Source organism: Cupriavidus sp. 21MJTG02-4 (assembly GCF_057798975.1).
Window position 1 is genome coordinate 90,346 of record NZ_JBYOJP010000013.1, and the last position, 14,575, is coordinate 104,920.

Annotated in this window: 12 protein-coding genes; 5 read left to right on the top strand and 7 right to left on the bottom strand. The window is 66.9% G+C overall.

All coding sequences use genetic code 11. The annotated features are described in order from the left end of the window. Positions 1–13 precede the first annotated feature (13 nt). The 5 genes from AC3FKH_RS23715 to AC3FKH_RS23735 all read right to left on the bottom strand — a co-directional run bounded on the left by AC3FKH_RS23715 (position 14) and on the right by AC3FKH_RS23735 (position 6,605). Positions 14–1,576 (bottom strand): AMP-binding protein, encoded by a 1,563-nt coding sequence (locus AC3FKH_RS23715; protein ID WP_488678233.1) that lies wholly within the window; start codon positions 1,574–1,576, stop codon positions 14–16. A 506-nt stretch (positions 1,577–2,082) separates the two neighbouring features. Then, positions 2,083–2,967 (bottom strand): alpha/beta fold hydrolase, encoded by an 885-nt coding sequence (locus AC3FKH_RS23720; protein ID WP_488678346.1) that lies wholly within the window; start codon positions 2,965–2,967, stop codon positions 2,083–2,085. Positions 2,968–3,150: 183 nt separating this feature from the next. Further along, complete coding sequence (locus AC3FKH_RS23725) at positions 3,151–4,758, bottom strand: rhodanese-related sulfurtransferase (protein ID WP_488678234.1); 1,608 nt, start codon at positions 4,756–4,758, stop codon at positions 3,151–3,153. Beyond that, on the bottom strand, positions 4,755–5,378 hold the full coding sequence (locus AC3FKH_RS23730; protein ID WP_488678235.1) for a cysteine dioxygenase family protein: 624 nt from the start codon (positions 5,376–5,378) through the stop codon (positions 4,755–4,757). Before AC3FKH_RS23730 ends, AC3FKH_RS23725 begins: the two co-directional genes overlap by 4 nt. A gap of 18 nt (positions 5,379–5,396) precedes the next feature. Then, positions 5,397–6,605, bottom strand: a complete 1,209-nt coding sequence (locus tag AC3FKH_RS23735) for an acyl-CoA dehydrogenase family protein (RefSeq protein WP_488678236.1) — start codon at positions 6,603–6,605, stop codon at positions 5,397–5,399. Positions 6,606–6,885: 280 nt separating this feature from the next. Here AC3FKH_RS23735 and AC3FKH_RS23740 point away from each other — a divergent pair, with 280 nt between their 5' ends. From AC3FKH_RS23740 to AC3FKH_RS23760, 5 genes are read left to right on the top strand one after another with little or no spacing between them, the layout of a single operon-like run. Further along, on the top strand, positions 6,886–7,983 hold the full coding sequence (locus tag AC3FKH_RS23740) for an LLM class flavin-dependent oxidoreductase (RefSeq protein ID WP_488678237.1): 1,098 nt from the start codon (positions 6,886–6,888) through the stop codon (positions 7,981–7,983). Positions 7,984–8,014: 31 nt separating this feature from the next. Next, complete coding sequence (locus tag AC3FKH_RS23745) at positions 8,015–9,052, top strand: ABC transporter substrate-binding protein (protein ID WP_488678238.1); 1,038 nt, start codon at positions 8,015–8,017, stop codon at positions 9,050–9,052. A 4-nt stretch (positions 9,053–9,056) separates the two neighbouring features. Then, a complete protein-coding gene (locus AC3FKH_RS23750; RefSeq protein ID WP_488678239.1) occupies positions 9,057–10,100 on the top strand; it encodes an ABC transporter permease in 1,044 nt (347 codons plus the stop codon). After that, positions 10,094–10,906 carry an ABC transporter ATP-binding protein gene (locus AC3FKH_RS23755; RefSeq protein WP_488678240.1) on the top strand — a complete coding sequence of 271 codons (813 nt, stop codon included), beginning with the start codon at positions 10,094–10,096 and terminating at the stop codon, positions 10,904–10,906. Before AC3FKH_RS23750 ends, AC3FKH_RS23755 begins: the two co-directional genes overlap by 7 nt. 31 nt (positions 10,907–10,937) lie before the next feature. After that, positions 10,938–12,131 carry a c-type cytochrome gene (locus tag AC3FKH_RS23760; RefSeq protein WP_488678241.1) on the top strand — a complete coding sequence of 398 codons (1,194 nt, stop codon included), beginning with the start codon at positions 10,938–10,940 and terminating at the stop codon, positions 12,129–12,131. Positions 12,132–12,706: 575 nt separating this feature from the next. Here the strand turns inward: AC3FKH_RS23760 and AC3FKH_RS23765 are convergent. Both AC3FKH_RS23765 and AC3FKH_RS23770 read right to left on the bottom strand, forming a co-directional pair. Next, on the bottom strand, positions 12,707–13,453 hold the full coding sequence (locus AC3FKH_RS23765) for an SDR family NAD(P)-dependent oxidoreductase (protein ID WP_488678242.1): 747 nt from the start codon (positions 13,451–13,453) through the stop codon (positions 12,707–12,709). A 16-nt stretch (positions 13,454–13,469) separates the two neighbouring features. After that, positions 13,470–14,561 (bottom strand): AraC family transcriptional regulator, encoded by a 1,092-nt coding sequence (locus AC3FKH_RS23770; RefSeq protein WP_488678347.1) that lies wholly within the window; start codon positions 14,559–14,561, stop codon positions 13,470–13,472. Positions 14,562–14,575 lie beyond the last annotated feature (14 nt).

Sequence of the window (14,575 nt, forward strand, 5' to 3'; positions counted from 1 at the left end):
TGTGTGCACGGCATTACGCCTGCACCAGCATGTCCCGCAGCCGCGCTTTGGCAACTTTTTCAAGCGTAGCGCGCGGCAGGCTGTCCACCAGCCGCACTTCGTGCGGGCGCTTGAAATCCGCGAGCTGTGCGGTGCAGGCAGCCAGAACCCGGACCGCCAGGTCTTCTCCGGCTCCGGGGCCAGGAATGACGAAGGCCACCGGCACTTCATCGAGCATCGGATGCTTCTTTGCCACCACGGCAGCTTCGGCCACGCCGGGCACCAGGGCGATCACGCGCTCGATCTCCGACGCCGCTACGTTCTCGCCACCGACCTTCAGCATGTCCTTGGCGCGGTCGGCGAAGTAAAGTGCGCCGTCCTCGCCAAGCCGCACGCGGTCGCCGGTGATGAACAGGCCATCGGCGCGGAACGCCGCGGCCGTGGCGGCGGGATCATTGAAGTACTCCAGGAACAGCGATACGCCGCGCTGGCCGCGCACGTAGAGGTCGCCGGTTTCGCCTGGCGCGACCGGCTGGCCGTGCTCATCGAGCACATGGATCTCATAGCCCGGCGACGGCCGTCCCATCGACATCGGCGCATTGGCGCGATGCGGCGAGCCGACGATGCCGTGCGAGATGGTCTCGGTCATGCCCCACCAGCCGATGGTCTTCACGCCGAAGTGGGCGTCGGTGGGCGGCTCGCACACGCCGCTGCCCCAGTGGCGGTAGCTGTGCCGCTCAGGCCGGGGCTGGCCCATCAGCGCGCGGACGCAGAACGGGACCATCGAGGTCCAGGTGCAGCCATGCCGCAGCGACACCGGCCAGAAGCGCGACACCGAGAACTTCGGCAGCAGCACCACGGTGGCGCCCACCCACAGCGACGCTGCCACCGAATACACCTGCGCGTTCGTATGGAACAGCGGCAGGTGCACGAGATGGACATCGTCCGCGCGCAGATCTTCATGTCGCGCGCACAGCTGGGCGCCCCACAGCGCGTTGGCATGGCTCCACAGCACGGCCTTCGGTCGCGACGTGGTGCCCGAGGTGTACTGGATGCCGAACGGCGCCATCGGATCATGCGGGCGCCGGGCCAGCGTGTCGGGATCGGCGTCGATGGCGGCGAATGGCGTAAAGCCGGCCACATTGGCTTCCGGCGCCGCGCCGTTGTCGGTCGCGGTGACCGCCACCCACGCCAATGCAGGGGCCGCCTGGCGAACCATTGCCGCAAACCGCGGTTGCGTGATGCCGGCCACGGCGCCGCTGTGGCTGGCGAAGAAGGCCAGCTCATCCGCGCTGGAACGCGTGTTGGTGGTCACGGGCACGGCGCCGGCGTAGGCGCAGCCGAGCCAGGCGATGACCGATTCCGGGCAATTGTCCAGGTGCACCAGCACGCGCTCGCCGGGTTGCACGCCGCGCGCCTGCAAGCCGGCGGCGAAGCGCCGGACCGTGTTGCCGAACTGCGCGTAGGACCACGTCGCGCCTTCGCCATCGAAGGGCTCCCACACCAGGAACGGGTGATTGCCGCGCCGGGCGGCCTGTTCATCGATCAGGGTGCGGATATCGGTGGCTTCGAACGGCGTCAGGGCGGCAGGCGTCATGGGGCATCGGGACAGGAGCAAAGGGTGCCGACGAGTATCGCGAAGCGGTTCGGGCGGGTGACTCGTCTAAAGCGACGAATCTGGGGCGCTCATTTCGGTAGGACGCCTACGGCGCGCTGCGCGCACTCAGTAAAACCGAAGCGAGGGAAGCGCCGGCGCCCGCGCCGTTGATGCCGCCGACTAACCGACTTGTGAGCCGCGCAGCAGCCGAAGGCGATGATGCGATATCGCGTGCAGTATCGGGCCACGGACAGTTTCGGGGCTCGTTCAATCATTGTGTGAGAGCCTGCATACGGATGCGCTCCACGCGGCAGGCAGCGGGGCACGCTCTGAAGTTCATACCCGTACGAAATTCTCCGCACACTACGATCAATATTCGCCCGTTAGGGCAAGCGACGCGTTTCTTTGCTTACTTTCTTGTCGCTCGGACAAGAAAGTGAGTCGCAGGCTGCGCCTGCGAAACAGCAGCGTCAGCCAAGCACGAGAACCGATTCAAATCCCAAAAATCACCCCAGCAAAAAGCCCAACACACTCCCCAACAGCAACTCCGGCGCCTCCTCAGCAATGTAGTGTCCACACGGCAACCCATGTCCATTGACCCGCCGCGCCACCTTGCGCCATTCATCAAGCGGACGGAAGCATTGGCCCACGGCGCCCTGCTCCCCCCACAGGGCCAGCATCTCGCATTCCACTATGCGTCCAGCGGCCAGGTCGGCACGATCATGCTCCAGATCGATACCCGCACTCGCACGATAGTCCTCGCACAGCCCATGCGCGGCACCGGGCATTTGCAGGCAGCGCAGGTACTCGGCCATCGCAGCGTCAGTAAAAGGCGCCAACCCTGCACTGCGCGCACCCATGGTGCTGCGCAGGTAGAGCGCCGGGTCCGCCTCGATCAGCGTTTCCGGAAACGGCGCAGGCCGGATCAGGAAGAACCAGTGCCAGTACGCCGTGGCAAAGGCCAGGCTGGTCTGCTGGTACATCGCCAGCGTCGGCGCGATGTCGAGCGTGACGAGGCGTTCGACGCGTTCGCCGTGGTCCAGCGCCATGCGGTGCGCCACGCGCGCGCCGCGATCATGCGCCATGACGCGAAAGCGCTCGAAGCCGAGGGCGGCCATCAGTTCGACCTGATCGCGCGCCATCGCGCGCTTGCTGTAGTTGCCGTGGTCGGGCAGACCGGCAGGCTTGTCGCTGTCCCCGTAGCCACGCAGGTCCGCCGCCACCACCGTGAAATGGCGCGCCAGCGACGCCGCGACCTTATGCCAGATCACATAAGTCTGCGGATGGCCATGCAATAGCAGCAGCGCCGGGCCCTGCCCGCCAATGACGGCATGGATGCCCACCTCCCCGCATTGCACGTGGCGATGTTCGAACGCCTTGAATCCTTCCAGCACGGCCTGCCTCCTTTCCTGTTCAAGGACCCGCACGGTCCATTGAGAGCCAAGGCAGTGTAATCAGGAAATCAATCGCCAGCATTTCCGACCAAGACCTTCATTAGTTCCTGCTGCTCACGAATGGGGACTCCCATCCATGGATCCAGCGCGGCGGCACGGGCCCAGCGCCGCCGCCCCGCGTCAGGCGACGTTGAAAAAGTGCGTACCGTCGCGGTCCAACTGGGCGATCAGGCCGTACTCCCAGTCGAGATAGGCCTGCATCGCGGCAGCCGCATTGTCGGTGCCCTCGTACGGACGACGATAGCGGTCCGTGCGCGGCACGGCCAGGTGCGTTTCGCCGCCTTCCACCGGCAAGCCGGCAGCCAGCCAGGCGAGCGTGCCGCCTTCAAGCACAAAGACCTCGGCCTGCGTCAGAGCGCGCAGGTCCTCGGCGGCGAAGCGCGCCAGCTGGCTGGTGCCGCAGGTCAGCACATAGCGGCGTGCCGCGGGAATGCCCGTCAACGCCCGCCCGAGCTGTGCGCGAATGACGAACCATGCACCGGGGATGTGGCGCTTCACATAGTTGGCACTGCTGGTGAAGTCCAGCACGACCGTCTGTCCATCCTGCGCGTGCAGCCACGCGCCCAGCGTTGCCGGCGACACGGCTTCCACCGGCGCGGCATCGGGCGCGGGCACGCGCGGCACGCCGGTCTCGCTGCGCAGCGCCGCATCGACAGGCTCCACCACCGATACGTCCCAGCCCATTTGCGCGAGCCATGACGCGCTCATGTCCGCGCGCACGCCGTCATCGTCGGCCAGCACGATGCGCGCGCCACGTACCGGCGCGCTGTGGTCGGTCTCCTGCACGAGCTGCCCGCCCGGTGCGTTGATAAAGCCGGGCAGGTGGCCACCGGCATATTCCTCGGGTGTCCTCACATCGAATCGGTAAAGCGTGCGTCCAGGCGCTTCCAGCGACGCCAGTGCCGCGTGGGCAATGCGGTGCACCCCGGCGCGCGCCGCGATATCGTGTGCGCCCTGGCGGGCTTTCTCGCGATTGGCCTCGCCGATATCCAGTGGCGCTCGCCGGCTCGCGCCGTGGTCCAGCGTTTGCCCGGCAAGCGTCCAGCCGATGGTGCCGTTGCGCAGCGCTGCCACCGGGTTCGGAAGACCGGCATTGATCAGCGACTGCGTGCCGATGATGCTGCGCGTGCGGCCCGCGCAGTTGACGATGACTTGCGTCGACGGGTTCGGCGCCAGTTCGCGCACGCGCAACACCAGTTCGGCACCCGGCACGCTCGTGGCCGTGGGGATGCTCATGGTCTGGTACTCGTCGAAGCGGCGTGCGTCGACAATAACCACGTCAGCGCCGCTGTCGATCAGCGCCTTGACCTCCGGCGCGGCCAGCGACGGCGTGTGGCGCTTCGCCTCCACCACTTCCCCGAACGACTTGCTCGGCACGTTGACGTCGCGGAACACTTCGCCGCCGGCGGCAATCCACGCATCGAGTCCGCCATCGAGCAGGTTCACGTCCGTGTAGCCGAGCTTGCGCAGCACGCTTGCCGCGCGCGGCGCGAGGTCGGTGCCGTCATGCTCGCCATAGACCACGATGTGCGTGTCGCGCCGCGGAATGCGCGGCCATGCTTCCAGTTCCAGTTTCGATAGCGGGAAATTGGCGGCCCACAGCGGATGCGACTGGGCAAACGGGTCTTCCTCGCGCACATCGAGCAGCGCGATCTCCTTGCGGTCGAGCAGCGCCTGGCGCACGGCCTGGGTGGTGATCAGCGGAAAATGTTCAGCGGAAGCGGTCATGATGCGGCGGAATCCTTCGAGCGGTCCCACGGATTGGGCAGGTAGGGGTTGGAGTAGCCGGAGATGAACGGCTTGCGCTCGCCGGCCTCGGGATAGACGCTGCGACGCACGCCGCCGATGTTGGCACCGTACACGTGGATGCTGATCGAGACGCGGTCGTCATAGGCGTTGTGCACGCGATGGATATCGCCCACCGTCGGCGATACCGCTTCCACCTGTCCCGGCTCCAGCCGCGTAGGCTTGCCGTGCGCCACGGGGCGCCCCGCGGCATCGATCACGAACGGCTGCGAATACTCGGCGCCGCGCAGCATGCCGATCAGGCCCCACACCGTGTGGTCGTGGATCGGCGTGCGCTGGCCCGGTCCCCAGACAAAGCTGACGATGGAAAAGCGCTCGGCCGAATCGCAGTGCAGCAGCATCTGCTGGTAGTACTCGGGGTGCGGCTGCGCGAAGGCATCGGGCAGCCAGTCATCGCGCGCGACCAGCGCGGCCAGCAATGCGCCACCTTCACGCAGGATGCGCGGCTCGTCGGGCCGCTGGTCCAGCAGCGCCGTCAGGCCGGTGATGAACTCGCGCAGCGGCGCAAGCGAAGCACGGATGATCGTAGGGGAGTCACTCACAACGGTCTCCTGATATTGTCATTGCCCTAGCGCCACGCGCCCAGCCGCGACCAGGATCGAGTCGTTCTGCGGTGTATGAATGCGGCTGCACAGCACGTCGCGGTAGTGGCGCTCCAGCGGGTTGTTGCGGCTCAGGCCGTGGTTGCCCGAAAGCTGCAGCGCCAACTCCACCGCGCGGATCGCCTGGCTCGTGACCGTGAACTTTATCAGCCCGCTGTCGGTCGGTGTCGGCGGCGTGCCGGCGTCGGTGCGCGCGGCGGCATCGTCGAGCAGCGCCTGGTTGGCGTGCAGCAGCGCCGCGATCTCGCCGATTGCCTCCTGCACGCGCGGCAGCGTCGCCAGCGGCGCGCCAAGACTGCTGGGTGCACGCTCCCGCACAAAGCTGCGGATCCAGTCGAAGCCCGCGCGCGCCACGGCGTCATAGAGGCTGCCGAGCAGCACCACCATCCACGCCTGCTGGTCGGCGTTGGCGTCCACGTCGGCCTGGCTGGCACCGGCGGGCGCCCACGCGGATGGCTCGCGGATATCGACGGCGTTCTCCGGCGGAATCCAGACATTGTCGAGCACGGTCTCGTGGCTGCCCGAGGCGCGCAGGCCCATGTGATTCCAGTTCTCGATCACGCGGATGCCGGCCGTGTCGGGCACGGGACGGGGCACCAGGAACACGCCCACGCGCGGCTGCGGCTCGTCGGTGCGCGCCCAGACCGAAAGCCAGCGCAAGGCGGGAATGCCGGTGCTGTAAAGCTTGCGTCCGCTCAGTCGCCAGCCATTGGCCACGCGCGTGGCGACCGTCGCGGGCAGGCCGCCGCGTGCGGGCGAACCCAGGTCCGGCTCCACGCGCAGCGAATTGATCAGTGCACCGTCCTCGACGGCACTCGCAAACACCTGCTTGCGCAGCGGCTCCGACCAGTGCGCCTCAGCCCGGCCGATCGCACGATGCTGCAGGTACGTCATGGTGAGCACGAGCGCCGTCGCGGGATCGCCGCCGGCGACCGCAGCGATGATGCGGCGCGCTTCGGCCAGGCCGGCACCGCCGCCACCGTGGCTGCGCGGCACGACCTGTGCGACCAGGCCGTACTGGTGCAGCAGCGCGAAGTTCTCGTGTGGGAAGCTCGCGTCGGCATCGTGCTGCGCGGCGGTGGCCGCAAGGCGCGGCGTCAGCTGGGCGAGCACATCGGCGAGCAGCGGCTCGCGACTCGGCAGCCGGCGCAGGGAAGACAGGGACATGGTGGATTCCTGGCAAGGCGCGGCACGCGAACGCACGCCGCTCGTGAATGCCGCATAGCGTACCGGCGCCGGGCGGCGGCGAGAACGACGCATCCTGCATATGGTCCGTCGTTTTTATTCGTTCGGTCCCGCGGGGATCGGGCGTACCTTGTGGCTCAGTTCCCTTGCCATTTCTCGTTTCCCGTTTCCCGTTTCTCGTTTCTCGTTTCCTCTTCCGCATCTCGCCTTGCGTCTTCCGCGCAAGCGCACCGTTGCGCCCTTCCAGTCAGGAGAACCACGCATGAGCGTCGATATCATCGGCATGATCCAGAGCCAGAAGCAGTCGGAGATCCACCGCCCCACGGGCCCGGTGATCGATCGCGACTATGTCCGCGCCTTTGCGCAGGCCCACGAGCAGGCCGGCTTCGACCGTATCCTGGTACCGCACCACTCCACCGGCCCTTCCGCCACGCTGACGATCTCCTACGCGGCCACGGTAACCGAGCGCATCCACTTCATGCTGGCCCACCGCCCCGGCTTCACCGCGCCGACACTGGCCGCGCGCCAGATCGCCACGCTCGACCAGTTCAGCGGCGGCCGGCTCGGCGTGCATTTCATCTCGGGCGGCTCCGACGACGAGCAAAAGCGCGATGGCGATTACCTGAACCACGACGAGCGCTACGCGCGCACCGAAGAGTACCTGGACATCCTGCGGCGCATCTGGACGGCGGACAAGCCGTTCGACCACGAAGGCAAGTACTACCGCTTCAGCAATGGCTTCTCCGAAGTCAAGCCCGCGCAGAAGCCGCATGTGCCGATCTACTTCGGCGGTGCGTCCGAAGCCGCGCTCAAGGTCGCGGGCAAGCACGCCGACGTGTACGCGCTGTGGGGCGAATCGCTCGACCAGGTGCGCGACCTGACCCAGCGCGTGCGCGCGGAGGCCGCGCAGCATGGCCGCGAGGTGCGCTTCTCGGTGTCGTTCCGCCCGGTGCTTGCCGAGACCGAGGAGAAGGCCTGGGCCCGCGCCGACAGCATCCTCGAACGCACCCGCGCGTTGCGCGTGCAGCAGGGCTACAGCCGCGGCGGCCCGCAGCAGAGCGAAGGCGCGCGCCGCCTGCTCGCGGCAGCGGAACAGGGCGACCGCGTCGACCAGCGCCTGTGGACCGCGATTGCGCGCGAGACCGGCGGCCGCTCGAACTCCACGGGCCTTGTCGGTACGCCGGAACAGGTGGCCGATGCACTGCTGCAGTACTACGACCTGGGCGTGACCACCTTCCTGCTGCGCGGCTTCGATCCGCTCGAAGACGTGGCCGACTACGGTCGCGAACTGATTCCGCGTGTGCGCGACCTGGTTGCGCAGCGCGATGCGGAACAACAGGCGACGCGCAAGGCCGCCTGACATCCGATCTCAACAGGAACGGGGAGAATCCATGAGCCATACTGAACCCGCCGACGCACTTGCCAGCGCGGCCGATCACAACGCGCGCCGGCGTAGCGTGCTGCGCGCTGCAGGCGCTGCCGCTATCGCCGCGCCGGCATTGATCCTTGGCCGCCAGGCCTGGTCCGCGCCGCGCAAGCTGACCTTTGCCTGGAACCAGAACTCGTTCTGCCTGACGCCGGTCGTGGTGGCGCAGGAGCGCGGCTTCTTCGAGAAGAACGGGCTGCAGGTAGAGCTGGTGAACTACAGCGGCTCCACCGACCAGCTGCTCGAATCGATTGCGACAGGCAAGGCCGATGCCGCGATCGGCATGATCCATCGCTGGCTCAAGCCGCTGGAAGCCGGCTTCGACGTCAAGATCATCGGCAGCTCGCACGGCGGCTGCGTGCGGCTGGTCGGATCGAAGGCGGCGGGCGTGACCAGTCTGCAGCAGCTCAAGGGCAAGACCGTCGGCGTGAGCGACCTGGCCGCGCCGGGCAAGCACTTCTTCACCATCCTGCTGGCCAAGCATGGTATCGACCCGGACAAGGACATCACCTGGCGCCAGTACCCGGCCGACCTGCTCGGCGTGGCGGTGGACAAGGGCGAGATCCAGGCCATTGCCGACGGCGATCCCAACCTCTACCTGCTGGAGAAGCGCACCAACGGCGCCTACGTCGAGCTGGCCACCAACCTGACCGGCGAGTACGCGCGCAAGGTCTGCTGCGTGGTCGGTGCGCGCGGCGAGCTGGTGCGCAATGATCGCCCTGCGGCGGCGTCGCTGGCGCGTGCGATCGTGCAGGCGACCGAGTTCGTCAACGAGAACCCGAACGAGGCCGCCAGGGTCTTTGCGAAGTACTCGCCGAAGATCAACCTTGACGACCTGCGCAAGCTCTACGCCACGCTAACCTATACGCACCATCCGACCGGCTTGGACCTGCAGGAAGAGATTGCCTTCTACGCCGATGATTTCCGCCGCATCGGCGTGCTCAAGAAGAACACCGATGCCAAACGCCTGGCGCAGCACGTCTACGCCAATGTCCTGGGGTAATGCGATGACGACAAGCCAATCCGCACTCGATCCGGCACTCGCGCGCGGCGCCGGCAGCCACGCGGGACCGGCGCCGGATGCCTGGCGGCCTTGGTCCGCGGGCATCGCCGCAGCGGCCGCCTGGGCGGCGTTCGGCGCCATCACGTGGCGCTGGCCCAACAAGGTGGCGGGCTTCTCCGACTGGGCCTATACCGAGGAACTTGGCCTTGCCGGCATCGCGGCGGCAACCTTGCTGGCCGTGCTCGCGCTCGCCGGCAAGCGCGCACCGCTGCCGCGCGGCACGCTGGCCAGGCTGCACGCGGCCGGGCCGTGGCTCGTTGCACTGGCGTTGGCGCTGACAGCATGGGAGATCCTCACCGCCAAGACCGCGACCCTGCCGACGCCGTTCTTCGCGCCGCCGCAGGCGCTGATCGAAGTTTATGTCGATGACTGGCCGCGGCTTGGCGACAGCGCGTTCAACACGCTCAAGCTGCTCGGGCTCGGCGTAGCCTATGGCGGCATCGTTGGCTTCCTGATCGGCGTGTCGATCGGCTGGTCGCGGCGCATCGGCTACTGGGTGCATCCGGTGCTGCGCGTGCTGGGCCCGCTGCCCTCCACCGCCCTGCTGCCGCTGACGTTCTACTTCTTCCCGTCGAGCTATTCCGCCGCTGTGTTCCTGATCGCGCTGGCCACGGCTTTCCCGGTCGCGGTGCTGACGTGGTCGGGCGTGGCCAGCGTCAGCAAGAGCTACTACGACGTCGCGCGCACGATGGGCGCGTCGGGCTGGTTCCTGGTGTTGCGCGTCGCGATTCCGGCGGCGTTGCCGCAGGTGTTCGTCGGTCTGTTCATGGGCCTGGGCGCTTCGTTCTCGGTGCTCGTGACCGCCGAGATGATGGGCGTGAAATCGGGCCTCGGCTGGTACCTGACCTGGGCACAGGGCTGGGCCTCGTACGTCAACATGTATGCCGCGCTGATCGTGATGGCGCTGCTCTTCTCCGGCGTCATCACGCTGCTGTTCACCGTGCGCGACCGCGCGCTGTCGTGGCAGAAAGGAACCGTCAAATGGTAGCCATCGCGGAACGCCCTGCCTCCGCAACGGGGCACGCCCAAGCTTCAGGCGCTGGCGCACACATCGATATCCGCCAGGTCAGCCACTGGTTCGGCAGCGGCGACAGCCGCCTGCAAGTGCTGGATGGCGTCGACCTGACTGTCGCCCCCGGCGAGTTCGTCGCGCTGCTCGGCCCCAGCGGTTGCGGCAAGTCCACGCTGCTGCGCCTGGTCGCCGGACTGGACACGCCGGTCTCCGGCGAACTGCTTCAGGACGGCGCGCCAATCACCGAGCCCGACCCGTCACGCATCGTCGTGTTCCAGGACCCGACGCTATACCCGTGGCGGCGCGTGTGGGACAACGTCGCTCTCGGGCTGCAGGCGCGCGGCATCGTGCGGCAGGAGCGCCATCGCGTCGATGCGGCGCTCAAGCGCGTGGGCCTGGAATCGTTCGGGCGCGCGTTTCCGCACCAGCTTTCGGGCGGCATGGCGCAGCGCGTGGCGCTGGCGCGCGCGCTGGTCAACGACCCGCGTCTGCTCGTGCTGGACGAGCCGCTCGGCAAGCTCGACTCGCTCACGCGCCTGGCCATGCAGAGCGATCTCGTCGAGCTGTGGCAACGCTCGGGCTTCTCGGCGCTGCTCGTCACGCACGATGTGGAAGAGGCCTTGTTCCTGGCCCAGCGCGTGGTTATCTTCAGTGACCGGCCAGCGAAGATCCGCACCGAATTGACCGTCGACCTGCCTTATCCGCGGCATCGCGGTGATCCGCGCCTGACGGAACTGCGCCACGAAGCGTTGCGCCACCTTGGACTGGATGCGAGCTGGTAAGAATGTGCCGGTTTGATGGGGCGGTGCGCCCATGAACGGCCTGCCCGTGCAGGCGTGGCTCAATACCCTGCTTGTCCTGCTCCAGGAAGGCCAGCTTGCGATGCTGCGGCTATGGCATGCGCTGGGATTGACCGGAGATGCCCACGGCCAGCCTGCCTGGCCGTGGGCGCGGCGCATTGCCGGGGAGACGCTGCTGATCGACCTTGGCCTGGCACGGCATCTCGCCTGGTCGATCGGTGCGGTGGTGGTGGCGCTGGTGTTGGTCGCCATGGCCATTGCGTGGCGCCATTGCCGCGGTGTCTTGCTTGCCATCGCCGGCCTGGCGCTCGTCCTTGCGCCCTGGCCGGCGCCATCGCTGCTGCTCAGTGCTGCGGCGCCGACGAGTTTCCACGCCAGCCCCACAGGGTTCTCCGTCGATGCCATCGCGCGCGGTGCAACGGTCTATGCGCAGCACTGCGCGTCCTGTCATGGCGCGGACGGTCGCGGGGACGGACCGCTGGCCGCTTCACTGCTTCGTTGGCCACCAACGCTGGTCAGTCCGCTGCTCGCGCGGCGTGCGGACGGCGCATTGTTCTGGCATGTCGTGGATGGCATGCGCAATCGACAGGGAGAGGTCACCATGCCCGCGTTTGGCCATGCGCTGAACGATGCGGACACATGGGCGGTACTGGACTACATGAAGGCGCTGGCCGCAGGCAGCGGCGTCGTCGCCAACGGCAGTTGGCCGATCGCTCTGCGATTGCCGGATACGCCCGTGCGATGCGGTGATGACTTGTCGCCGCGTTCGCTTGCGCAGTGGGCTGTTGGGCAGCGCGTGCGTGTGGTCGCGTTTGATGGAGATATTGGTTCGCTGCCGATGCTGGATCCACGGTTCCAGACCTTGCTGGTGACACGCGATGGCACCTTGCCTGCCGGCGTGCCGCGCTTTCGGGCCAACTGCGTCGCGGCGTCTGCGCATGCGTGGGAGGTGTTTGCGCGGATTGCCGGCGTGCCGGTCGATGGGCTGGGTGGGATGGAGCTGCTGGCCGACCGCGATGGGTGGCTGCGGGTGCGCGGTGCGCCGGGGGAAAGGGGGTGGTCGGATGCAGATATGGTTTGCCGATCAGGGCCCTCCATCGAGGCGGAGGCGCCACGTGGCGCGCCGGGCGTCGACGGGCTCACGGCGTTGGTACTGCGGATGGATGACGAACCAGTCAGGTTTGTAAAGGGCGGATTTGTTCATTGAGGATGAGGGGTGCGTCCTGCCAGGATCCACAGGCCCCATCATCCCCCCGAACCCCTTGTTTGCGGTTCTTCGGTGAATTGGGGGGACGTCGTGCTTGGCAGGCGCGGCGGTTTCGACGGCGGCGCCGGGGGGGTTCTCCGGTTTTGACCGGGTTGTCGCTCTTGGCAGGCGCGGCTGTTTCGCAGGCGTAGCCTGCGAGTTACTTCTTGTCCAAGCGACAAGAAGTAACCAAGAAACGCGTTTACTTGCCCTAACGGGCGAATATTGATCGTAGCGTGCTGAGGGTGTTGTACGGGTATTCGCTTCAGAGTCTGCCCAGCTGCCTGCCGCGTGGAGCGCGTCCGTCTGCAGGCTCTCAGGCAATGATTGAACGAGCCCCGAAACTGTCCGTGGCCCGACACTGCGAGCGTTATCGCATCATCGCCTTCGGCTGCTGCGCGGCTCACTAGTCGGCAGGCGGGACGCCATTGGTGACTTCTTGTCGCTTGGACAAGAAATAACTCGCCGGCTACGCCGGCGAAACAGCAGCGCTTGCCAAGCACGACGTCCTCGCAATTCGTCGAAGAACGCTTTTCCTACATAGCCGTCTTACCACCATTCACGGCCAGGATCTGCCCCGAGATGTAGCGAGACCGGTCCGATGCCAGGAACACGATCGCGTCGGCCACTTCCTCCGGCGTACCAATACGTCCGGCCGGAATGCCGGCCGCGACCGCAGCGACCTTGGCGGAACCACCCGCAATGCGATCCAGCATGCCAGTGTCGATCGGGCCCGGCGCCACTGCATTCACACGAACACTGGCTCGTGCCGCGTCAAGCGCTGCCGACTTGGTCAGGCCTTCGATCGCGTGCTTGCTCGCTACGTACATCGGATTCTGCGGATTGCCACGGCTCCCCATCGTGGATGAGAGATTGACGATGACACCATGTTCCTGCGCGAGGATGACGCGCAGTTCGTGCTTCATGCTCAGGAACGTTCCCAGAACGTTCGCATCGAACGTCGCGCAATAGGATTCAACGGTCTGGTCGACGATCGATCCTGGCGTCCCCTCCGTACCCGCACTGTTCACCGCCACATCGAGCCGCCCGAAACGAGCGACCGTGTGGTCGACAAGATGGCGAACCTGGTCCTCGCTGCTGACCTCGGCACGCACGAACTCGGCATCGGTGCCCAGCTCCCGCAATTCGGCAACCAGCTTGGCGCCGGCAACCTCGTTGCGGCCGGAGCAAACCAGCTGCGCTCCCTCACGACCAAATGCAAGCGCTGCGGCATAGCCGATTCCGGATGTGGCACCGGTCACCAGCACGACGGCATCTTTCATGCCTCTCTCCAAAAAATCAATCAACGGTGGAATGGTCCACAGGAATCAAAGTCACTGCGTGTACCGGCATGGATCCAACCGGATCTGGCCTGATGGCCGGCTGCGCGCACTGCCTGCGCCAGTCGGTCGCGCTGCAGCCAAACGCAGCGCGAAACCAGTGGCTGAAACTGCTTAGCGTAGAGAAGCCCAGCAAGCCAGCGACCTCTCCGATCGGCTGGTCGCTTTCCTGCAGGTGGCGTACCACCAGTTCCAGACGCACCTGCTCGAGCAGGGTCGAGAACGTCAGCCCTTCGGCGCTGAGATAGCGATGCAGCGTGCGGCGGTCGACGCGCAGACGATGGGCGAGCTGCTCGGCCGTGCAGCGGCCGGCGGGGAGCAGCACCAGCATCAGCGCGCGGCACGATTCGCGCACACCCTCATCGCGACGCCGCAGCGCCGCTTCCAGATAGTCCCGCGCAAAGCGCGCGGCGCCGGGGTCGCCCGGCGCGCGCGGTATCTGCAGGTCGGCCGCCATGCAGACCATGCCGTTGAAGGACTGGTTGAATTTCGGCAGGCAACCAAAGAAGGTGCGGTGCGCGGTCGCATCGGCCGGCGCCCGGTGCGTGAAGCAGACCTCGACCGGCTGCCAGCGCGGACCGATCAGTTCGCGCAGAATGCGAAACTTCACGCCCACGGCAAGCTCCATCGCCTGGCGCGTGGACAGGCCAGGGCTCGGCAGCAGGTCCTCGCGAACGACGACGGCGTGCCCGTTGTCCTCGATGTGCGTGACCAGCGTGGCGCTGAGCAGCTTCAGGTAGCGGCACAAGGTATCGAGCGCCTGCCGCGGCGTCGGCTCTTCCTTGAGGACCAGGCTGATGGGCCCCAGGTTCGAAAACGTCCGCTGCCCGGCCAGTTGCAGCGCGAAGTCTTCCATGCCGGTAGCCTGCGCGGTCAGTTCGAGAAGCTCGCGCACGGCATGGCTGGGAATCAGTTGCTCGGGGTTCTCCAGCAGCGCGGCCGATAACCCGACCGCGCGCAGATACGCGTGCGGGTCGCGCCCGAGCGACGTCACCAGCGCGATATAGCCGTTCAGGCTCGCACTGCGGATCAGCTTGCCGACGGATTGCATGGCATTCCCGCCGT